Source organism: Acetobacterium sp. UBA5834, assembly GCF_002435675.1.
In the GTDB taxonomy this organism is placed as follows: domain Bacteria; phylum Bacillota; class Clostridia; order Eubacteriales; family Eubacteriaceae; genus Acetobacterium; species Acetobacterium wieringae.
Window position 1 is genome coordinate 89,410 of sequence record NZ_DJGY01000029.1, and the last position, 16,956, is coordinate 106,365.

Consider the following 16,956-nt stretch of genomic DNA (forward strand, 5'->3'; position numbering starts at 1 on the left):
TCGAGTAAATATTAAATGGATGTAAAAAATGTTTGGAGAAGAATCAACCCTTCAATTTTATGGTAACATCATGACAAAAGGTTTTAGGTCGGTCACACTACAAAAATATATCAACGAAGAAAGGACGAAAATGATATCGAGGATATCATAAGGAAAAGTGTATGAATCATAAGAGAGGTTTACTTGTTCGGATGCTAATGGGAATAGGAGTGCCAGTTGCGGTTATTTTCGCAGTTGTCGCCGGGATTGCCCTGTATGTGGTGGATCAGTCGATTGCTGAAATTAAGGTTAATGAATTATCAGCCCGGTCGGAGTCGGTTTCAAATCAAATCGAAACATATTTTACAAAATATCTGGAGGATGCCAGTCAATTGTCAGCAAGTCCGGAAATTCAGAGTCTGTTCAATCAGGTCACGCCGGGGGTGGGCATTACTTCAACAGCCAATTTTCCGGAAGTTAAGCAGCATTTGGAAAACGTTGCAGCGTCTGATCCCCAAAATATTCAGGTAGCCTGGATTGCTGACGTCGACTCCAGTCAATTTACCCAATCTGACGGAGTGGTGTCTGATCCATCCTATGACATTAATATTCGTCCCTGGTTTAAAGAACTGGTAGCGCAAAAAAAGGTTTTTATCTCGGAGCCATACGTGGATATCACAACCCAGAAGATCATTGTCAGTGTGGTTGCCCCGGTATTCAAACCGGGAACCCAGGAACTGGTGGGGGCCACCTGCGTGGATGTTTCCATTGACCGGATCAAAGAAATCATTGCTGAAAATAAAATTGGCGAAGACGGATTTTTTGTGGTTTCAACCAATAGCGGGATGGTTTTTGACCATCCCAATAAAGACTACAGCAATGGCATGCTCGCTGATACGGATATGTCAGAAAATATCATTGCGGCACTGATGGATAAGACCACCGGCCCGATCACCTATACAACAGGGGGCATCGAAAGCCAGGGGTATGTCACCGAAATCGGTAATACCGGTTGGGTACTGGCGACGGGGCTTCCAAGGTCAGAGTTTAGTGAAACCTTCTCAGGAATTCGGACAATGATGTTACTGATTTTTGGTCTGGGACTGATCGTGATCCTGGGAATCATTGTGGCTTCAACCCGGAATTTTATCCGACCGATTACCCGACTGGCGGCTGCGGCTGATCGTCTGGCGTTGGGAGATATCAATATTGATAAAACCATGGCTGAAGATGCCAAAGATGATGAAATCGGTGAGTTGACCCGATCCTTTGTGAACATGGCCGAGAACATCAAGGAACAGTCCGAAACCGCCCAAGCAATGGCCAAAGGCGATTTATCGATTAACATCCAGCCGAAATCCTCAGCAGATGTGCTGGGTAGCAGCATGGTTTCAATTAAAGAATCGATCGGCAACCTGGTTTCTGATACCATTATGCTCTCCGACGCAGCCATCCAGGGAGATTTCACCAGGCGGGCAAGGGTGGACAATCACTCCGGCGAGTATGCACAGGTGATTGCTGGTGTTAATCAGACCCTGGACACGGTTGTAGACAAGATGTTCTGGTATGAGGCAATCATCGATGGGATTCCCTTCCCGGTACATGTGACCGACAATGATATGAAATGGACCTTTATGAATCATGCGTTTGAAGAGCAGATGATTCGGATGGGCGTAATCCCTGACCGACTTTCTGCCTGTGGGATGGATTGTTTTAATGCCGGAACCAGTATTTGTCAGTCTCAAGGCTGTGGAATCCGGCAACTGGTGGATCAGAGCGACTCCGAAAGCTATTCTGAATGGGTTGGTCGCAGCAATAAACAGGCGACTGCCTACTTAAAAAACAAAAATGGTGAGAACATTGGTTTTATCGAAGTGATCACGGATATCACACCGATGATTCGCGTCAGTGACTATACCAAAGCGGAAGTCACCCGTCTTGGTGCCAATCTGATGCGATTGGCCGAAGGTGATCTTGATTTTGATATGAATTGTATCGCCGCTGATGAATATACCAAAGAAGTCAGCGCTCAGTTTAGTGAGATCAATAACAGCCTGATGTTGGTTAAGGAATCCATTGGTACCCTTATTGATGATGCCAATATGATTACCAATGCTGTCATTGATGGAAATCTTCAGGCCAGAGCCGATGCCACCACCTTCCAGGGCGCATGGCGGGAAGTGGTTGGCGGCATGAATGCCATTCTCGAAGAATTGAACAAACCCTTGGGCGAAGTGAGAGACATCATGTCAGCAATTTCCAATGGAAATCTGCGGGTTCGAATCAGTGGTGATTATCGTGGCGATGTGGCCTTACTAAAGCAGAGTGTCAATTCCACGGCCACACTACTGGAGGAGGTTGTTGGCGAAATCACTGAGAAGATCGAACAATTGTCGCTGGGAAATCTGGATATTGCAAATGCGCAAGCCTTCCGAGGCGATTTTGTAACCATTTCCAATGCCCTTAATGTGATTATCGATTCACTCAATGCGGTCATGGGTGACATAAACATCGCCGCTGACCAGGTCAATGTTGGCGCCAATCAGGTGTCTGACAGCAGTCAGGCATTGGCTCAGGGCTCCACCGAACAGGCCAGCTCGATACAGGAACTGACGGCTTCAATTGCTGAAATTGCTGATCAGACCAAGAATAACGCCGTGGATGCCAACAAGGCCAGAGAATTGGCTGCTGATGTGATGGGCAATGCTGAAAAAGGCAATCAACAGATGACCGAGATGCAGCGTTCAATGGTGGAAATCAATAAATCGTCTGAGGATATTTCTAAAATTATCAAAGTTATAGATGACATTGCGTTTCAGACCAATATCCTGGCCCTTAACGCCGCCGTCGAGGCTGCCCGGGCTGGCCAGCATGGCAAGGGTTTTGCGGTGGTAGCCGAAGAAGTTCGAACCCTGGCCGCCAGAAGTGCCGAAGCTGCCAAAGAGACGACCATTCTGATAGAAAGTTCAATTAGTAATGTCCAGGAGGGCACCAAAATAGCCAATGATACCGCTGGAGCACTGGACGAAATCGTCACCGGCATCGGCAAGGTTACCAGCTTAATTGGGAATATTGCTGGTGCTTCCAATGAACAGGCCACAGGTATTGCCCAAATTAACACCGGGGTTGAACAGATTGCTCAGGTTGTTTCGCAGAATTCGGCTACCGCCGAACAAAGTGCGGCTGCCAGTCAGGAGCTTTCCGGACAATCCGTGTTACTGAAACAGATGATTGATCAATTTAAAATCAGGAAGGTTTAGCAAAAAAGTCATAGCGTCAATTGAATAATAAATCCTTAGAGACCACCTGGAAAAAGGTGGTCTCTGTAATTGTAAAACCGATTGCGCTGTGATAAACTGAGTCTATAACAACTGCAAGAGCAGTACGCGGCTAAGGAGAAAATGGTGAAGATAATATGTTTTGGTGACAGCCTGACCTTTGGCTATCAGGTGTCCCGGGAAGATAAATGGCATGTGATCGCAGCAACAAAGACGGGAATTCAACTGGTCAATCGGGGCGTCAGTGGCGATACCACCGTCGGAATGCTAAAACGGATTCAACGACAGGTATTTCAGGCAAAACCCGATGGGATGATCCTGATGGCTGGCTATAACGATATCTTTTTTAACCGCAGCTGGGAACAGGCGGCTGAGAATTTGGCCGCCATGGTTGATCAGTCCAGAGCGAAGGGGATTCAGGTTTTTGTGGCGATACCACCACCGATTCATCTGCCAGTAACCTTTAAAGAAGGCGGGGAGATGGTTGACTTTGAAAAAGCTGCGGTGATGATCGCAGACTATTGTCAGTGGTTGCGGGATTATACCACCTCGTCCCAACTTTTCACCCTGGATTTCAGTGCTGCTGGCGACTGGCGTGACAACGATCTGTATCTGGATGGAATTCACCAGAGTCCGGCCGGGCACCGTCTCATGGCGGATCAGGTCATTGATTTTTTAGATAAAACAGGCATCGCAAAATAAATACGGAACAAGGAGAGCAATATGCTGGGTGCGATTATTGGGGACATTGTCGGTTCCCGTTTTGAATTTAATAATCATCGGAGCAAGGACTTTGACCTGTTTACCAGAGCCTGTGAGGTTACTGACGATAGCATCATGACGTTGGCGGTTGCCAAAGCGATCATGGAAGCAGGTCAAGCTGGCTGTTTGCCTCTGGATAATGGGCTGGGAAATCGCGAATACTATCAGTGGGTAGAACGCTTAAGCCGACAATGGATGCAGAAAATTGGTCAGAAATACCCTCATTGTGGTTATGGTGGTCGATTTGGGCAATGGGTTTTTTGTGATAATCCCCAGCCCTACAACAGTTACGGCAATGGCGCCGCCATGCGGATCAGTCCGGCGGCCTTTGCGGCGCGATCCGAAACCGAAGCCCGGATACTTGCGGAAGTAATTACCCGGGTTACCCATAATCATCCGGAAGGTTTAAAAGGTGCGGAAGCGACTGTTTTAGCCATTTACATGGCCCGCAATGGAGCCAGCAAAGCAGCCATTCGGGAACGGATTGATGGTTATTTCTATCACTGGAATTTTACCATTGATGAAATTCGGGACAGCTACCAGTTTAATGAAACCTGTCAGGAAACGGTGCCTCAGGCCATTCAGGCTTTTTTGGAATCCGCATCCTTTGAGGATGCCATCCGGACAGCCATTTCGGTGGGGGGAGATAGCGACACCCTGGCTGCGATCACCGGGGCCATTGCAGAAGCATATTATGGGGTGCCCCATGCGCTTAAAGAAAAGGCTCTTACCTATTTGGATGCAGAGCTTTGTCAGATTTATGATGAGTGGCAAGCTTATCTTAAAACCGGACCCCGACAGATGATAATCCGGGAAGCAACCGAAGCGGAGCGGACGCTATTATTCAAAGAAGCCTACCGGGTCTGGCATAAAAATAGAACCCTGGCAGAGTACATTCATGACAACGCTAAAGAAGATGCTTTTGGAAAACGCTATGTCATCGATCGTGAGGGTGATCTGGTCAGTTCATTGATTGTTCTGACGCTGGAACCCGTGCTGGGGATTTCTACCTATGGCCTAGGTTCGGTGTTGACACCCGAGCCGCACACCAGTAAGGGCTATGCCGGGATTCTGCTAAAAAGATGTATTCAACAGCTTGAAAAAGACGGTGAGGTGTTCATCTTCCTCTTTTCAGATATCAATCCTGATTTTTATAAAAAAATGGGATTCCGACTACTCCCGGAACATCTCCAGAAAAGCCTTACAAGCCCCTGCATGGTCAAGTGCGGTGAGGCAAGCTGGGAGCAACTAAAGGACGTTTCGGTAGCACTGCTTCCAGATTACTTTTGACGGTACGGTTCAGTACGCAAAATCACAATCGAGGTTATTGCAAAACTGGGCGTAAAACAATGCAGTGTTCGATGTTTTTTCATTACGCAATTACCTAAAGTCACAATCACAAGGGAGGGTACGATGAAATTCAACAGAAAAACGGCGGGTAAAGGCATTATTATTCTGAATCTGTTTACAATTGCGGTATTTTTACTCGTCATTCTCAAAATTCTACCTTATGAATCAATCAGCGGCGGTCAGCTGGATAGCTATGAAGCGGCGGTTCGCACGGCGACTACCAGCATTGTCATGATAATCTATGGCATTCCGGTAGTTGCGGCCGCTTCCGGGCTGGTTCGGGTCAAAGCTTATAAAAAATTTTATATCGGCTGGTTGATTTTTGCTCTGATCTTAATGGCAGTACTCTTTTTTGAAGCGTCGATCATCGGCGTGATTGTGGTAAGCTTTGGCTTACCGTTAATTGCTGTAGCTGCAGGGGTGATTGAATATCGGCAGTTTAATTTGGCTTCAAAAATATATCTCTGGCTGTCTTTTTTCTTTGCTTGTTTAAATACTCTGGGTAATCTATTCGTAAGCACCTGGTTTGAAAAAATCATTATGGGTCTGGTCACCCTGATTCAGGCGATGCTTTATTTTTATCTGGCCCGAAGTAACCCAAAACGCAAGCATCGAAAAGGGTAGTGAACTGTAATTACCGGTAAAATCAAATCGTTGAATCAATTGTCAGTTGATTAGTAAGTTCGTTGGTCAGAAGATCACAGTTGGGAACAGCAGCAATCAAAATACCGAAAAGAAAAAATGCAGTAGTTGTCGTTACGGCCGAGGTAACGGCAACTATTTTTTATATAAATTTAATTAATATTATAGTTTGCAAAAAAATAGTAAAGAAGAGTATTATTAATAATATATACGAATAAAACAGAATTAATAGGAAATATATTGACATTGAAATCGTAAAATTATACAATGATATAAATTTAACCGGTTAAGTTACAAAATAATTAAACGCATTCAATTAGATTTTAAAGATGAATTACCAACTGAGGTAGTAGTTTTTATACGAGTATTTCGTAAACTCGGCACCATGATGACGACACTCAGGTAGGTTTGTTTGCTGTGAAAACGTTTATTACCCTTCTTATCATCATGATCTTCGCAAGAAAGCTAATCGTTTGGCGCATCACTCAACATCCCGAACCGGGAAAAATTAATGACAATAAAATTTATTAGAAACTGGAGGCAAAATAACAATGAATAAAATACCATTTGATTCGAAAGAACTGCAGGTTGTTGCAGAAATACCAAATTTCTTTGGTACCACAGACCCCGTTTACAATTCGCCAGTATCGATGAAAGAAAATTACTTACGAACCATGAAAAAAGAACCGGTCTGGGAAAGTCTGGGAAACGAGTCGGCCTTGTTTTGTCCCAGTGTGATCCCGGATAATATTGCCAGAGCCTTTGTATTTGAAGCGAATATGATGCCGCCTCAGGATGGTATTGACATGTTCGGGATACCATGGGAATATGTTCCTGATGCCCAGGGTTCCATGGTGAGACCCGGCAATCATATTTTAAGCGATGCCAACGACTGGAAAGAAGTATTACAGTTTCCCGACATTGATAGCTGGGATTGGGAAGGCAGTGCCAAAGCTAACAATGGTACTTTTTTGAATGGCAACGGGTTTGTACTGGCATGGCAGATTAACGGATGGTGGTTTGAACGACTTATTTCGTTTATGGGATTTGAAAGAGCGGCAGAAGCTCTGATTGATGAAGATCAGACAGAGGCCGTCAAAGAGATTTTTGAGGCGACCACTGATCTGGCGTGTCGCATTGTGGATAAATTTGTAGAATATTATGATCACATTGATGGTTTTACCGTACATGATGATTGGGGGTCACAACGATCGCCGTTTTTTTCTGAAGCAACCGCTCAGGAAATGATTGTTCCTTACATGAGAAAACTGACTGACCATATTCATGCGAAAGGACTGTGGGCTGATCTTCATAGCTGTGGTCATATCGAATCCCGCATTCAGTGTATTCTCGATGCCGGATGGGACTCATGGAGTCCACAAAACATGAATGATACCCTACAGCTTTTTGAAAAGTATGGTGATCGGATATGTTTAGGAATGATACCAGAAATTTTTGATCCAGCCACAACCAGCGAGGATAAACAGCGGGAATATGCAAGAACATTTGCAGACAAAGTATGTATACCGGGTAAATCCTCGTTTATCAGTGTTTATGCAGTTTTGGGTGGGATCATGACACCAACGTTTAGAGAAGAATTATATAAACATTCTCGAATTCTTTATAGCAACTAAATGGGATCATGCTCCTTCTACAGTGTGGTGATTAAATTATTAATCATAACGCTGTGGAAGGAGTATTTTTATTTTAGAAATGGATATCTAAAGGATTCTTTGTAAAACACATACTTGAAATGATAGATAATGATTTGAAAAATGAAATCATCTTATCGTTGACAGGCTCAGGTTATTGTGTTAATATAGTTGCCAATTCAACAGTTGCAACGACAACAGATTAAATATCTGAGTGAGGTAATCAATGTTAATGAACAATCTTTCGATCATCGTGCGTCATAGCAAGGTGTTTTGTGAACGGCGCTTGCATAATTCTGGGGTGGGTTTTCCTGAACAGGTAATTCTGATGTATTTAGCTTCAAACAATGGGGTTAATCAGGATGCCATTGCCCAGCATTTTATGCTGGATAAAGGCGCAATCGCCAAAACTTTGCGAAAACTGGAGGAGAAAGGCCTGATTGAGCGCCATCAGAATCCTGAGAATAAACGGGAAAACCTGATATCGATTGCCCCGGCGGGGCAAAGTATCCTGGGAGAAATGGGAGCAGCACTGGAGGAGTGGAATCAGTCTTTTTTTGAAGGCTTAAGTGATGAAGAAATTCAACAATATCGCAGGATCACAAAAAAAATCGCTGACAATGTGGCCAGGATTAATGAAAAAGACTCGATCGACCACCAGTAAAAAAGGAAGGACTGCAAATCAAATGACAAATCAGAATAAAAAAATCAGCTACGGCATGGTCATGGTCGTATATCTTTTGGGGATTTTTATGGGCGCCCTGGATACCGGCATTGTTACCCCGGCCAGAACGGTGATTCAAACCAACTTAATGGTCGACGATAAAACCGGAATCTGGATGATAACGATATATACACTGGCTTATGCGGCCAGTATCCCGGTAATGGGCAAGCTGGCTGACCGTTTTGGCAGAAAATACATTTATCTTCTCAGTATCTTGCTTTTTGGTCTGGGTTCATTATTTTGTGGTTTAGCTCAGAATTTCGCCAGTTTTCCGATGCTGCTGGTGGCGAGAGCAGTTCAGGCCATCGGTGGTGGTGGCATCGTCCCGGTGGCAACTGCCGAATTTGGCACCACCTTTCCCAAAGAGAAGCGGGGCATGGCCTTAGGTTTGGTTGGTGGCGTTTATGGGATTGCCAATATATTTGGTGCATCCGCTGGCAGTGCCATTCTGGATTTGGCTGGAACTACCAACTGGCAGTATATTTTTTATATTAATGTACCGATTACGATTTTTATTTTGGCGGCAGGACTCATTTGTCTGCCAAATACCCGGATTGAAAATGTCAAAAAAATCGATATCGGCGGAATCACCATCGTCACCATCATGGTTCTCTGTGTCCTTTATGGTTTGAAGAACATCGATTTCTTTGATTTTGCCAATACCTTTCTCAGCACGGCAGTCTATCCATTCTTGATCATTTTTATGCTGTTGCTGCCGATTTTTATTCTGGTGGAGAAAAAAGCTGAAGATCCGGTCATCAACTTAGCCTATTTTAAAAACAGCAATATTCTGATCACCCTGGTCTTGTCATTTATCACCGGGATGGTTATCATGGGGATGATTTTTGTTCCCCAGTTTTGTGAAAATGCGATGAAAACACCAGCTGGAAAAGGTGGTTACTATGTCATTATTCTCGGTCTTTTTGCTGGCGTCGGGGCTCCGTTCTCGGGCAAGCTTATCGATAAATTTGGAGTAAAAATAACCCTCGGATTTGGTTTTCTGGTTTCATGTATCGGTTCACTTTTTTTGATTTTTGTGACAACTAATTATCCCAGTATCCTGACGGTGGTGGTCAGTCTGATTTTGATGGGGTTGGGGATTGGCTTTACCATGGGAACCCCGATTAACTATATGATGCTGGACAACACCGAAGCGGCGGAGGCCAATTCGGCGCTGGCCACAGTCTCATTGATCCGATCGATTGGAACGGCAGTGGCCCCGGCGATTATGGTCGGTTTTATTGCCCATGCCGGGTTGTCGGTGCAGTCAAACGTCATGAATCTATTGCCAACGGAGGTGAGCGTACCAACCTTACCCTATGCTCAGGAGCTAACAGATGAATTTAATCAGCTAAAAAGCAACGAAAATATTGGTGATCAGCTGGCGACTGTAAGCTTGCCGGATTTAACGGCCAAGCAAACGATTGAAATCAATATGAATGAAAACAGTGGTAACGATATTCCTGAGGAGCTGGTGGCCCTGATGAAGGAGTCGGACGTCACCACCATTACCGAAAACAGCAAAACCTTTGCAGCCCGGATGTTTGCAATTATGATGCCGGATACCATTGCCGAGATTAATAGCGGCATCGACAATGGCATCAATGGGCTTAATACCGGGATTACTCAACTGGATGGCAACATTGCCGAACTGCGAACTGGTTATGATGGCATTAGCGCTGGCATCGATGGCATGGAAGCGGCGCTTGCGGCCCAGCAAGAGGCCCTTCACCAGCTCGAAAGTCTGCGTGTGACGATGGCAGAAATGATGGCCGCAGCAGCGGCGCAAATGGCAGTGTCGACACCAGCCGGGATGCCACCAGGAGTGGCCGGTCCGCCACCAGCAGCAACCATGAGTGCAGCTCCGATGGATGTGGTCAGCATGATTCCGGAAAGTGTACGCAACCAGCTACCGCAAACTGTACTGGATGAGCTCAGCGACGTAAAAACCATTGACGATCTTGATGGCAAGATCTGGGTGTTGGAGAGCGCCATTGCGAGCTTGTCAGAGCAACGCGATTCGGCTCAGGCAAATCAGGCTCAGATGGGAATAGCCATTGATGCGATGGCGGATGTAAAAAACCAGTTAACGACCATGGTAAATCAGATGACAATCATGAAGAACGCCGTGCCGGAAGCCTTTGAAAGTTCTAAGAATGATTATCTGGCAGCGATTGACAGCAAAAAAACGGAGCTTGAAAATGAGTTTCAGAAAACCCTCAATTATGGCTTCAAACAGGTGTACTGGACCGTTGCCATTGCTTCGGTGCTGGCATTGATGCTACTGGGATTTTATCAAAAAAAGTCGATGCCTGAGGAAGTTCAATGGGAATCCGTTGTTGAACTTTAAAATTTTTCAGAAAATATTTTAGAGATGAGAACAATATTTTCAACTATGGAATAATAAAGACGATTATGTTATACTTATAAAGTTAGAATCTAAGGATAAATATCAACACTTCCTGATCGCAACACACATCTGGAAGTGTTTTTAATTGCGAAAAAAAGAAATGGAGAATGAATGAGTATTTTAAATGTCGAGAATCTTTCTCATGGATTTGGCGACCGGGCGATTTTTAATCAGGTCTCGTTCCGGTTGTTAAAGGGAGAGCACATCGGTTTGATTGGGCCAAACGGCGAAGGCAAGTCAACCTTCATGAATATTGTTACGAATCGGCTGATGCCGGATGAGGGCAAGGTGGAATGGGCCAAAAATGTCCGGATTGGATACCTCGATCAACATGCCGTGTTACAGCCGGGGATGACCGTTCGGGATGTGTTGACCTCAGCTTTCGATTTTCTGCTGGAGATTGAAAGCCGGATCGGTTTGCTTTATGAAAAAATGGCGGAAGACAGCCCCGAAGAAGTGGAAAAAAGTCTGGAAGAGGTGGGTGATCTTCAGGACTTACTGGAATTTCATGACTTTTATCTGGTTGATTCCAAGGTGGAAGAAGTGGGAAATGCTCTGGGTCTTAACGATATTGGCATGGACAAGGATATCACTGAGCTCAGTGGCGGTCAGCGTACTAAGGTACTGTTAGGTAAGCTGTTGCTGGAAAAACCGGATATTCTGTTATTGGATGAGCCGACAAATTACCTCGATGAACAGCACATTGAATGGTTAAAGCGTTATCTTAATGAGTATGAAAATGCCTTTATTCTGATTTCTCACGATCTGCCCTTCGTTGATTCAGTTATTAATCTGATTTATCATATGGATAATCAGAAGCTGACCCGCTATGTAGGAAATTATGCCAAATTCCAGGAAGTGCTGGAAGCAAAAAAAGCCCAGGAACAGGCCGCTTACAATAAACAGCAAAATGAAATTGCTGAGCTTAAAGAATTTGTCGCTCGAAACAAAGCCCGGGTGGCCACCCGGAACATGGCCATGTCACGTCAGAAAAAACTGGATAAGATGGATATCATTGAGCTGGCCTCGGAAAAGCCAAAACCCCGCTTCCATTTTAAAGAAGCCGGAGCTACTGGCCGCCGGGTGTTTGAAACTGAAGATCTGGTTATCGGTTATGATGAACCACTGTCCAAGCCTCTGAATCTGGTGATGGAGCGGAAACAGAAAATCGTCTTAAAGGGTACTAACGGCATCGGTAAAACGACGCTGTTAAAAAGCATTCTGGGCTTGATTCCTCCAGTTGCCGGAACCGTTGAACAGGGTGAAAAACTGAAAATTGGCTATTTTGAACAGGAAATGGATCAGGACATCCGCACCAGCTGCATTGAAGAGGTCTGGAACGAGTTTCCGTCGCTGAATCAGAACGAAGTGCGTTCAGCCCTGGCCCAATGTGGTCTGACCCGTAAGCATATCGAAAGCATGGTCAAGGTCTTAAGTGGTGGCGAACAGGCCAAGGTTCGCCTCTGTAAACTGATTAACCGGGAAACCAATATCCTGGTATTGGATGAGCCCACCAATCATCTTGATGCCGATGCCAAGGCCGAGTTGCAGCGGGCACTAGCAGCTTATAACGGCGGGATTCTGATGGTTTGTCATGAACCGGAATTCTATCAGAGCTTTGTCAATGAAGTCTGGGATTGTTCCCAGTGGACCACCAAAACAATTTAATTTAAAAGAAAATTAATTTTTTAAATCTCTGTGTAATAAGATTGACAATAGCCGAATGGTCATTTACTATTAAAACAGTCTGGAGGAGGTGGCACTTGCGAAAAAGAGATGATGAAAAAGAGAAAAGCATTAAGGCGGCGGTCGTAAAACTCACGTTAGAGGAGGGGTTTCATGGGACGTCGATTTCGAAAATTGCCAAGGCAGCCGGAGTTTCACCAGCGACGGTCTATACTTATTTTGACAGCAAGGAAATAATGCTTCAGGTGATTTACCGGGAATATGCCGAAGAAATCTGTCGCTTTGTCTTAAGTCGGGTTCATTATGGAATGAGCAATCATCAACTCATTGAAGGACTAATTGGAAGCTATTATGCCTATATTGAGGCCAATCAGGAAATTTTCAGTTTTGTTGACCAGTTTTCCAATTCACCATCATTAGTGGGGAGTTGTTCAGAAATCGATGGTTACACAAAAATTAAGCAGTTGGTTGCCGACTTGAAGCATCGGGAAATTATAAAAGATTATCACCATGAAAATATTTTGGCGATGATTGTCCAGCCAGTCAAGGCGATTGCAGCAAATAATAATATAACCAGAACGGAACGATCCGAACTGTTACAGGAAATGATTGAAATGATCAAGAGTACCTTATTAGTAAACGAAAAATAAAAAAGAAGCGTGATTGTTAACAATACTACAATAACAATTGCGCTATTTCTTAAAAATTAATTAAATGATCAATCATTTAAAAATAAAGAAAGCAGGTCAAACGAAAGTGAAGTTTCAGGGAAATACGAAAAATGATCGCATCAGTTTAATCGTCAAAAGGTCGTTGATGACAATCAGATTAATGGAGGCTGAACGTTGAAATATCTTAAAAAACAAGGCATTTTTTTGATTGTTTTTACGATTATTGCCGGATTAATTGTTTTTAGCACCGTGAAAAATGAACCTCAAAGCATGAGTTATTCAGAGTTATTGACAGAAATTCAAGCGGGCAATGTCGGTAGTATTGTATTAGAAGGGGAGATGGCTAAAGTTCAGCTCAATGCAGCTGTAGATGAAAACAGCGGCGTCACTACTTATGAGGTCGTTGTTCCACCGGACATCACTTCAGCTTCCGAACGCTTTACCCAGGCATTGGATGCACAACTGATCCAGTCATTTAGTATTTCAAAGCCAATGGAAATCCCTTGGTGGTTTTCAGCCGTGACGACCATTGGCTTGGTACTTCTGATGGTAATCTGGTTCGGGGTAAATCAGCGGCAGCAAGGTGGAATGGGTGGCAATCGGGTGACAGCAATGGGAAAGAGTCGGGCTAAATTGCTTGAGGATGATCATAAAAACGTCAATTTTACTTGTGTTGCTGGCGCTGATGAAGTCAAGGAAGAATTGGAGGAAATTGTGGAATTTCTTAAGGCTCCGGAACGATTTGTTGATTTGGGAGCCAGAATTCCCAAAGGAGTGTTGCTAATCGGACCGCCGGGTACCGGTAAAACGCTTTTGGCAAAAGCCATATCTGGGGAAGCCAAGGTACCGTTTTTTAGTATCAGTGGTTCAGATTTTGTCGAAATTTATGTCGGCGTTGGGGCATCCCGGGTTCGTGATCTGTTTGCACAGGCAAAAAAACATGCACCCTGTATTGTCTTCATAGACGAAATTGATGCAGTTGGCAGGCAGCGTGGGGCTAACGTCGGTGGCGGAAATGATGAGCGTGAGCAGACCTTAAATCAGTTGCTGGTCGAAATGGATGGTTTTGGCATCAACGAAGGGGTGGTTATCCTGGCGGCTACCAACCGACCGGATGTACTTGATCCGGCGCTTTTGCGACCCGGCCGATTTGATCGGCGGGTAACAGTTGGCTTACCGGATATTAACGGCAGAGAACAGATTCTCAATGTCCATGCTAAAGGTAAACCGCTGGCAGAAGATGTGAAGTTGGGTGAAGTGGCCAGACTGACTCCGGGCTTTACCGGTGCTGATCTGGAAAACCTGCTCAATGAAGCGGCCTTGTTAACTGCCAGAGGTCACCAAAAAAAGATTGGCAATGAGGCCATTAAGGAAGCGGCTTTCAAGGTGATGATGGGGCCGGAAAAGAAAAGCCATGTGATGAGTGACCGTGACAAAAAAGTAACGGCTTATCACGAGGCAGGGCATGCCATTGCCATCAAGCTGGTTTCTTCAAGTCGAAATGTTGATCGGGTTACAATTATTCCATCGGGAATGGCTGGTGGCTATACCGCCAGCAGACCAACGGAAGATCAGAGCTATCACACCAAGTCGCAACTGCTCGAGGAAATTATCATCGCTTTAGGTGGTCGTGCTGCGGAAGAAATTGTTCTGAATGAGATCAGCACCGGTGCGTCTAATGATTTGAAACGGGTGAATCAGATTGCGCGGAATATGATAACCAAATATGGGATGAGTGAAAAGCTAACCAATATGATTTTTGAAAATGATGGGGCCTATGATGGCCAGGATTATGGCTCAAAAAATTGCAGCAATGAGATAGCCAGCATTATTGACACTGAAGTCAAAGAGATTATTGATCACGCTTATCAGCGAACCCTGATGCTGCTTAATGAAAATATTACCAAGCTAAACCGGCTGGGTGAAGTGCTGCTTGAGAAAGAAAAAGTTGATGGTCCGGAATTTGAGTCGATTTTCCAGGCGGCCTAGATAAAATTATGCGTCGAAAGACCTTGTCTGACAGTTGTGTCCGGCAGGGTCTTGTTATTTTTGCAGTAATTTAAGCCAAAACAGCTCATTAAGACGGTTTAGCGTTATGCCGAAAAAATTAAATTTTACTTATCCCACAACTTAAAACCCCAGTTATAATCTGAAGCGTGATTATAACTGGGGTAAATTTTTTTAAACAAACCAGGCCAGATTCATAAACTACGCTTTAATAGCCCACCGCAATTTTGCTGAACGGGCGCGGCTATTGGTATTGCACTCTACAGCAGATGGTCGAATTGGACCGGGAGCGACTTCACGATAGATCCCTTCACGAAAAAGACGTTGAAAGGATTTTTTAACGAGGCGATCTTCGCCGGAATGAAAAGCAAGAATGGCCACCCGTCCACCTGGTGCCAGCACCGAAGGAAGTTTTTCTAAAAATTCATATAATACTTCATATTCATCATTAACATCAATCCGTAAGGCTTGAAAGCAGCGTTGACAGGACTTTTTTATGGCATCTTTGCTGTTACTACCGGGAATGAACTTCACGGCATCTTTGATAATTTCCTGGAGTTGAGTTGTTGTTCTGATGTCGATGCCTTTGTTCCGTTGGGAAATAACAGCTTGTGCGATTGCTGCGGCATTGGGTTCGTCAGCGTTTTCAATAAACATACCTTCCAGTTCATATTCAGAAATGGTTTTTAGTCGATCGGCGGCAGAAATACCTTTTTCAGGATTCAGGCGTAGATCCAGCGGCCCTTCGAACTTAAATGAAAAGCCTCGTTCCGGATTATCGATTTGCATCGATGAAACCCCTAAATCGGCCAAAACAAAATCTATGGGCCCTGATTCTAAAGCAATTTGATCAATACCGGAGAAATTCATTTGCCGGACGGTTAGAAGCTCGGAACCGTAACCCAGGTCTTCCAGACGCTTTTGGGTGCGGGGCAATTCAATGGGATCCACATCCAGGGCATATAAATGTCCCTTACCACCTAAACATCTAAGCATTGCCTGGGTATGACCGCCAAAACCAAGGGTTGCATCCAATCCCGTTTGACCGGGAGTAATTTGTAGGAAATCCAATATTTCATCAACACAAATGGAGCGATGCATTCCAGCCGGGGTGCTGCCCTTTTGCATTACTTTTTCGATTGTATCTGCGTATTTCTCGGGCTGCAGCTCTTTATACTTATCTCTATATGCTTTTGGGTGTGTACCTTTATAGCGCGGTCGTCGCTGATGTTTCGGTTCTTGACTATCCATGGAGTACTCCTAAAATCATTAATTTAAAAACTTTGATCGTGTAAACGGTGGCTCCAACGAATATACGTTTTCTTCATCGTCGGGAGTCTGAGGGATTTCTGGTCGGATATGATACAGTTTCCGAATCAGGTCGTTATAAACCCATTCCAGATTATCCAGAGCTTCCAACAGGGTTAGCGTATCGGCGATGATCTCCGTTGCCTCGCAATATTCCGGGACTTTTGAAAGTCGATCATATTCTTTTTTACTGATGCCGCCACTTACTTTAATTGTTTGAGATTCAGCTTTTTGGGCGGCATACATTTTAATTCCTTTTGCAAAGCTCTCTTGAGAAAGACCGTCGAGGTCTTTACAGAGTTTACGGATTTTTTCTAGCATTTGTTCTGGGATCATAAGGCGCCTCGTTTCGTTTTTTTAATGATACCCATCTTTACAGTAAACGTCAAGGATAAAACGTTGTGATTTTGGCGCAGATCCGAGCAAAGTTGATTTATTTGGGTAGGAATGATCATATGGCTATTAAACTGATAGTTAACAGCTATCG

Annotated in this window: 12 protein-coding genes; 10 read left to right on the forward strand and 2 right to left on the reverse strand. The window is 44.4% G+C overall.

Going from position 1 to position 16,956, the window contains the following annotated elements; genetic code table 11:
• Positions 1-161 precede the first annotated feature (161 nt).
• From B3F51_RS06240 to ftsH, 10 genes are all read left to right on the forward strand, one after another.
• Entirely contained in the window at positions 162-3,239 is a 3,078-nt protein-coding gene (locus B3F51_RS06240; RefSeq protein ID WP_286946095.1) for a methyl-accepting chemotaxis protein, read from the forward strand.
• 144 nt (positions 3,240-3,383) lie between these two features.
• A complete protein-coding gene (locus B3F51_RS06245) occupies positions 3,384-3,959 on the forward strand; it encodes a GDSL-type esterase/lipase family protein (RefSeq protein WP_286946097.1) in 576 nt (191 codons plus the stop codon).
• A gap of 21 nt (positions 3,960-3,980) precedes the next feature.
• Positions 3,981-5,309, forward strand: a complete 1,329-nt coding sequence (locus tag B3F51_RS06250) for a GNAT family N-acetyltransferase (protein WP_286946099.1) — start codon at positions 3,981-3,983, stop codon at positions 5,307-5,309.
• 123 nt (positions 5,310-5,432) lie between these two features.
• The gene (locus B3F51_RS06255) at positions 5,433-5,993 is read left to right on the forward strand and encodes a hypothetical protein (protein WP_148637806.1); all 561 of its coding nucleotides are present in this window, start codon (positions 5,433-5,435) and stop codon (positions 5,991-5,993) included.
• Positions 5,994-6,562: 569 nt separating this feature from the next.
• Positions 6,563-7,645, forward strand: coding sequence for a uroporphyrinogen decarboxylase family protein (locus tag B3F51_RS06260; protein WP_286946101.1), 1,083 nt, complete (start codon positions 6,563-6,565; stop codon positions 7,643-7,645).
• A gap of 244 nt (positions 7,646-7,889) precedes the next feature.
• A complete protein-coding gene (locus B3F51_RS06265; RefSeq protein ID WP_070372126.1) occupies positions 7,890-8,327 on the forward strand; it encodes a MarR family winged helix-turn-helix transcriptional regulator in 438 nt (145 codons plus the stop codon).
• A gap of 22 nt (positions 8,328-8,349) precedes the next feature.
• The gene (locus B3F51_RS06270; protein ID WP_084633720.1) at positions 8,350-10,737 is read left to right on the forward strand and encodes an MFS transporter; all 2,388 of its coding nucleotides are present in this window, start codon (positions 8,350-8,352) and stop codon (positions 10,735-10,737) included.
• 171 nt (positions 10,738-10,908) lie between these two features.
• Complete coding sequence (locus B3F51_RS06275) at positions 10,909-12,465, forward strand: ABC-F family ATP-binding cassette domain-containing protein (protein WP_286946104.1); 1,557 nt, start codon at positions 10,909-10,911, stop codon at positions 12,463-12,465.
• Positions 12,466-12,560: 95 nt separating this feature from the next.
• Entirely contained in the window at positions 12,561-13,133 is a 573-nt protein-coding gene (locus B3F51_RS06280) for a TetR/AcrR family transcriptional regulator (protein ID WP_286946106.1), read from the forward strand.
• A gap of 195 nt (positions 13,134-13,328) precedes the next feature.
• Positions 13,329-15,143 carry an ATP-dependent zinc metalloprotease FtsH gene (ftsH, locus tag B3F51_RS06285; RefSeq protein ID WP_286946107.1) on the forward strand — a complete coding sequence of 605 codons (1,815 nt, stop codon included), beginning with the start codon at positions 13,329-13,331 and terminating at the stop codon, positions 15,141-15,143.
• A gap of 219 nt (positions 15,144-15,362) precedes the next feature.
• Here ftsH and rsmH read toward each other — a convergent pair whose 3' ends face one another.
• Together rsmH and B3F51_RS06295 are read right to left on the reverse strand one after the other, a co-directional pair.
• Positions 15,363-16,412 (reverse strand): 16S rRNA (cytosine(1402)-N(4))-methyltransferase RsmH, encoded by a 1,050-nt coding sequence (gene rsmH / locus B3F51_RS06290; protein ID WP_070372121.1) that lies wholly within the window; start codon positions 16,410-16,412, stop codon positions 15,363-15,365.
• A gap of 18 nt (positions 16,413-16,430) precedes the next feature.
• On the reverse strand, positions 16,431-16,805 hold the full coding sequence (locus tag B3F51_RS06295; RefSeq protein WP_148637809.1) for a hypothetical protein: 375 nt from the start codon (positions 16,803-16,805) through the stop codon (positions 16,431-16,433).
• Positions 16,806-16,956: the final 151 nt, after the last annotated feature.

Excerpts from the sequence above, each read along its gene's own strand:
- B3F51_RS06240 (WP_286946095.1), top strand. The coding sequence starts at position 162 with ATGAATCATAAGAGAGGTTTACTTGTTCGGATGCTAATGGGAATAGGA.
- B3F51_RS06250 (WP_286946099.1), top strand. The coding sequence starts at position 3,981 with ATGCTGGGTGCGATTATTGGGGACATTGTCGGTTCCCGTTTTGAATTT.
- B3F51_RS06255 (WP_148637806.1), top strand. The coding sequence starts at position 5,433 with ATGAAATTCAACAGAAAAACGGCGGGTAAAGGCATTATTATTCTGAAT.
- B3F51_RS06260 (WP_286946101.1), top strand. The coding sequence starts at position 6,563 with ATGAATAAAATACCATTTGATTCGAAAGAACTGCAGGTTGTTGCAGAA.
- B3F51_RS06265 (WP_070372126.1), top strand. The coding sequence starts at position 7,890 with ATGTTAATGAACAATCTTTCGATCATCGTGCGTCATAGCAAGGTGTTT.
- B3F51_RS06270 (WP_084633720.1), top strand. The coding sequence starts at position 8,350 with ATGACAAATCAGAATAAAAAAATCAGCTACGGCATGGTCATGGTCGTA.
- B3F51_RS06275 (WP_286946104.1), top strand. The coding sequence starts at position 10,909 with ATGAGTATTTTAAATGTCGAGAATCTTTCTCATGGATTTGGCGACCGG.
- rsmH (WP_070372121.1), bottom strand. The coding sequence starts at position 16,412 with ATGGATAGTCAAGAACCGAAACATCAGCGACGACCGCGCTATAAAGGT.
- B3F51_RS06295 (WP_148637809.1), bottom strand. The coding sequence starts at position 16,805 with ATGATCCCAGAACAAATGCTAGAAAAAATCCGTAAACTCTGTAAAGAC.